This window comes from Geobacillus sp. PK12, from assembly GCF_004123125.1.
GTDB lineage: Bacteria > Bacillota > Bacilli > Bacillales > Anoxybacillaceae > Geobacillus > Geobacillus zalihae.
In genome coordinates, this window is record NZ_SDKL01000042.1 from 1 (window position 1) to 5,494 (window position 5,494).

At 49.0% G+C, this 5,494-nt stretch carries 3 protein-coding genes and 1 pseudogene; 2 read left to right on the forward strand and 2 right to left on the reverse strand.

The features are described 5' to 3' along the window. Window positions 1-144 precede the first annotated feature (144 nt). Window positions 145-815 (forward strand): annotated as a pseudogene (locus ETR37_RS13765) (group II intron maturase-specific domain-containing protein); the annotation flags it as partial. Window positions 816-985: 170 nt separating this feature from the next. Here the strand turns inward: ETR37_RS13765 and ETR37_RS13770 are convergent. Further along, window positions 986-2,047: an NUDIX hydrolase gene (locus tag ETR37_RS13770; protein WP_033026388.1), complete on the reverse strand. Its 1,062-nt coding sequence runs from the start codon at window positions 2,045-2,047 to the stop codon at window positions 986-988. Window positions 2,048-2,428: 381 nt separating this feature from the next. Here ETR37_RS13770 and ETR37_RS13775 point away from each other — a divergent pair, with 381 nt between their 5' ends. Further along, the gene (locus ETR37_RS13775) at window positions 2,429-4,756 is read left to right on the forward strand and encodes a bifunctional 2',3'-cyclic-nucleotide 2'-phosphodiesterase/3'-nucleotidase (protein ID WP_129447411.1); all 2,328 of its coding nucleotides are present in this window, start codon (window positions 2,429-2,431) and stop codon (window positions 4,754-4,756) included. 169 nt (window positions 4,757-4,925) lie between these two features. On the opposite strand, the gene ETR37_RS13780 is transcribed toward ETR37_RS13775, so the two are convergent. Beyond that, window positions 4,926-5,494, reverse strand: a 569-nt coding sequence (locus tag ETR37_RS13780; RefSeq protein WP_240673903.1) for an alpha-amylase domain-containing protein, incomplete at its 5' end; no start/stop codon positions are given.

The window sequence follows — 5,494 nt, forward strand, 5'->3', positions numbered from 1 at the left end:
CACACCGATCTTCAATGATCAAGTACAACTTGTGGTGAAGAGCCGAAAAAGTCAAGGCGTTGAACGATCAAGTGCAAGCGAACAAAAAGGCGTTGCTCAATTTGCTATAGAAATGAGGAAGGGCGCCAGTGTGTGAAGTGCCTCCTGCTGGCGAACATCCTTCTCGACGATTTAGATAAGGAATTGGAGAAGCGAGGATTGAAATTCTACCGCTACGCAGATGACTGCAACATCTATGTGAAAAGTCTGCGGGCAGGACAACGGGTGAAACAAAGCATCCAACGGTTCTTGGAGAGAACACTCAAACTCAAGGTGAACGAGGAGAAAAGTGCGGTGGACCGCCCGTGGAAACGGGCCTTCCTTGGATTCAGCTTCACACCGGAACGAAAAGCGCGAATTCGCCTCGCCCCGGGGTCGATTCAACGTTTTAAACAGCGGATTCGACGACTGACCAACCCAAACTGGAGCGTATCGATGCCGGAACGAATTCATCGTGTCAATCAATACGTCATAGGATGGATTGGGTATTTTCGGCTCATCGAAACCCCGTCTGTCCTTCAGAACATCGAGGGATGGATTCGGAGGAGGCTTCGACTCTGCCAATGGCTTCAGTGGAAACGGGTCAGAACCAGAATCCGCGAATTAAGAGCGCTGGGGCTGAAGGAAACAGCGATCATGGAGATTGCCAATACCCGAAAAGGAGCCTGGCGAACAACCAAAACGCCGCAACTCCATCAAGCCCTGGGCAAGACATACTGGATCGCTCAGGGGCTAATAGTTTGACGCAACGATATTTCGAACTCCGTCAAGGTTGACGAACCGCCTAGTGCGGACCCGCATGCTAGGTGGTGTGAGGGGACGGGGGTTAGCCGCCCCCTCCTACTCGATTGCAATGGTGACCTTCTATTTTTGCTTGGGTTGCTTCTTTTCCTGCTCTTTTAGAAAAGACAGTCCTTAAAGGCATATTCTCTTTGCGAATAATGGATTATTTGAACAGCCTTTCTGCTTCCTTATCTACTCCTCTTTTTGTATATTCAAAGACGAGTGACCAGTATAGAGCAACTTTTGCTGTGGACCACATTTTTTCATTTTTGATAGTATATAATACGTCCCTAATTTTAAACGGAATGAAGAGTATTTGTTCCATTTCCCATTTCCCCGGGATTCCTCTGCTGCGTTGTTTCATAATTTCTTCGGCTTTTTCTTTACAGTGCGCAATGCCGATGATATTCCATTGATAGTATTGTTCATCTACACCGAACCCAAGAAATTTTATATTTTCCCTAGGGATGACAACGCCTAGTTCCTCTTCTGCGCCACGTACAGCAGTATTAAATAGGTCCGGCCCTTGTCCTACCGCTTTACGGTCGTGGGAAGGATGGATTGCTTCGACAACGCTAATATCCAACTCGTTTGGCCGCACCCCGCTTTCAGGCGATCGTTTGGTTAAAATGACGTAATTGTCTGAAGTAATGACAGTGATGGCTACGCCAACGCCGTTTGCTAGCGCTGGGATTGGTTGCCTAACTGTGTTTCCGGCCAAGTATTTCTCTCGGATTGTATAACCGGAAGGAAGTTGTTTATCTAGATTCATATTTAACGCTTTAAATGTATAATAATCTGAAGGAACGAACGAAAAAATGACTTTCATATCCTCATTCACTTTTGTTCGTAGAATTGAATATTTTTCGAGAGAGAGCAAAGGTCCATTCCAACTGTAGCTTTCCCCCCGTTGTTTCTTTGCATCTTCCGCTTTTTCTATTTCTCTCCTCAAAATTTTTAAATCACTGGGAAGCTCAACTGCATGGTTGTTTACTCTTGTTTCAATATTTTCAGGAGAGTAGGTCATAACGCCATCTCCGTCACAAACAATAAACGAAGTAGTTTCATTCCCAATGGTAAAATATGAGGGATCTTTAATAGTTTTTGGCTTTGCAAGGAGGCGCTTCATGTATTTGACAAATTTCCCCCAAGCCTCCTTTAGAGGGTCTCCTAAAATGACCCCGATGATCACACCGAGAACAGCATTGATGATGTCCCGCAACATTGCATACTCCCCTTGCAAATAAAAGCTCCAAGTTTTTATTTAATCATAACATTGATGAACGATGCGTGTCACTCCTTTAATGTCGGCTGTCATTCCTTTTTTTCTATCTTCCAACGGTTTTTTGATGTGTTCTTGCTAATGTTGAGCTGTCAATCGCTCGTCGGACGGCGGTTTCAATGATAATATACAGCATGAATGCGGAAAGGAAGATGGAAAAGATCAACCATTCCCAAGAATAGGACATGGTGTTTTCCTCTATCTCTTTCGATATTGTCTATTTATTTCCTCTATTTCCCTTGTTTTTCCTATCAAAATTTTGTTGCTTTTATGGTAATATGTATAGAGATGACAATGATTTGATCCGAGTGAGGGGGATGGGCATTGAAAAAACGGAAGAAATACGCGGCGGCGAGCGTGGTGTTGGCGTTGGGGCTGCTTGCTCCGGCTGTGTTGCCGACCGCAGCGGGCGCGGAAGACCGAGATGTCGTCAAGCTGCGCATTTTAGAGACGACGGACGTACATATGAATCTTGTCAACTACGATTATTTCAAAGATAGTCCGACGAATGAGTTCGGGTTGTCGAAGACGGCGCGTTTGATCGAGCAGGCGCGCGCTGAGCAGCCGAATACGCTTCTGTTTGACAACGGGGATTTGATTCAAGGAACGCCGCTTGGCGACTATGTGGCCAAAGTGAAGCCGCTGCAAGACGGAGAAGTGCATCCAGCGGTGAAACTGTTGCATTTGTTGAAGTACGATGCGGCAACGGTTGGGAACCATGAGTTCAACTATGGCTTGGATTTCCTCAATGAAGTGTATGACGATGCCAAGCTGCCGATCGTGAATGCGAACGTGTACCGTGACGATCATGACCAAAATCCGGATAACGATGTCAACTATTTCACGCCGTATCAAATTTTAGAGAAAGAAGTCGTTGATGAAGACGGGGAGAAGCATACGCTGAAGATCGGCGTCATCGGCTTTGTGCCGCCGCAAATTATGGATTGGGACAAAGCGAATTTGCAAGGGAAAGTGATTGCGAAAGACATTGTGCAGTCGGCGCAAAAGTATATTCCAAAAATGAAAGCGGAAGGGGCCGATTTGATCGTTGTGCTATCGCACTCGGGCATTGAGACCGGCGGAAACAGCCCGAATATGGAAAACGCATCGTATTATTTGACGCAAATTCCGGGGGTCGACGCCGTGTTGACCGGCCACCAGCATAAAAAATTCCCGGCCCTTCCAGGCACGACACCAGATTTTCCAGACGGAAACGGAATCAACAATGAAACCGGCACGATCAACGGTGTTCCGGTGACGATGCCGGGTTCATGGGGCGATACGCTCGGCGTGATCGACTTGACGGTCGAGCAAGTTGACGGAAAATGGAAAGTGACGCAAGCGAAAGCCCAACTCCGTCCAGTGTATGACAAGGCGACGAAAACGCCGCTTGTCGACAGCGACCCGGCCGTTGAGCAGGCGATCCAAGCGGAACATGAAGCGACGATTCAGTACGTCCGCAGCCCGGTTGGAAAAACAACGAGCCCGATCAACAGCTATTTTGCGCTTATCAAAGACGATCCGTCCGTGCAAATCGTCACGAATGCGCAAAAATGGTATGTCGAAAAGATGTTGAAAGGGACGAAATATGAAGGCCTTCCGGTGCTGTCGGCCGGCGCTCCGTTCAAAGCCGGCGGACGCGGCGGGGCGAGCTACTATACCGACATCCCGGCAGGGGAAATCGCCATTAAAAACGTTGCTGATTTGTACTTGTATCCGAACACGGTGTATGCGCTGAAAATTACGGGAGCCGAGTTGAAAGAATGGCTTGAGTGGTCGGCGGGGCAATTCAACCAAATCGACCCGAACAAGACAGACGTTCAGCCGCTCGTCAACAACGATTTCCCGACGTACAACTTCGACATTATGGATGGCGTGACGTACGAGATCGATGTGACCGAGCCGGCGAAATACGACAAAAACCAAAATGTGATCAATCCAAACGCGAACCGGATTAAAAACTTGAAATTCGAAGGCAAGCCAGTGACGCCGAACATGGAATTTATCGTCGCAACGAACAACTATCGGGCGACGACAAACCGGATCATCAATCCGGGCGGGAAAAACACGATTTTGGCTGCGCCGGATGAAAACCGGCAAGTGATCATCGACTACATTCGGGAAAACGGAACGATCAACCCGTCGGCAGATGGCAACTGGCGGTTTGCGCCAGTGAAAGGGAAAGCGCCGGTGACCGTCACGTTTGAATCGTCGCCGGAAGCGCAAAAATACTTGCCGCAAGACGGCAGCATCCGCTATGTCGCTACTTTGCCGAGCGGATTTGCCCAATATGAATTTGCCTTGCCGCTTTGGAAGGAAGAAAAGCCCAACCCGCCAAAGCAGCCGGAGAAGCCAACCACTCCTCCAGGCCAAGTGAAAAAAGTGTACTGGGATGGCGTGGAGTTGAAAAAAGGGCAAATCGGCCGCTTGACAGTGCAAAAGCCGATCAATCTATGGAAGCGGACGAAGGATGGGCGCCTTGTGTTCGTCCGCATCTTACAGCCTGGGGAAGTGTACCGCGTCTACGGGTATGACGCGCGCTTCGGCGGGCAGTACGCGGTCGGCGGCGGGTATTACGTGACCGACATCGACACGCACATTCGCTACGAAACGCCGTCAAAGGAGAAGTTGAAGCAAGCAAATGGATGGTAACATCAAACACGGCCTTGTGCCGCCATTCATGGCGGGCAAGGCCGTGTTTTTTGCCTCAATGATAGAGAGGAATGTCTTTACAACGCGATCGCAGGCATCAAGGCCATGCCACCAACCGTGGTTCGGTCCAACGGACGAATTCATCAGTCCACGGTCGGGTTGTGATCGACTAAGCGATGGTAGAGACGGTCGTTTTTCTAGGAACCCAAACCGAAACCGAACCGCCATTGACTTTGAACTCCCCCCATCCATCACTGTTGATGGTGACGGTGTCACTCCGGTTGCCGGTAAGGTCATAGAACACTTTTCCGGCGTGGTGTTTGCCAACGTACATCCATTTGCTTCCTCCCGGCCCATCGGTGATCAGTGCGGCCAGTCCGGATCCTGGTTTTTCCGTGACGCCTTCCCTTGTCCACCCGATGATGTCGGAGTGATCAAGATAATCATGTTGCGTTCCATAAGCATAATCCCTGCGCGCGATGAGGAGCGGATCGATTTTGCTTTTCAGCGAAGGAATGTTATATTGTGGAATGCCATAATAGTCACCATAAAAGACGCACGGGTATCCTTCCTGCCGAGTTAGAATAAAGGCGTAAGCCAACGGTTTGAACCATGGGTCGACCCATGACTGCAGCGCTTGGCCGGGTTCGGTGTCATGATTATCAACGAAGGTGACGGCCAATGTCGGTTGATCTTTCATCGTCTTTGGCGAGGAGACCCCCACTTCAACGACCAAAG

What these genes read in the sequence shown, in the direction of transcription:
- ETR37_RS13770 (WP_033026388.1), bottom strand. Translation starts at nt 2,047, where the DNA reads ATGTTGCGGGACATCATCAATGCTGTTCTCGGTGTGATCATCGGGGTC.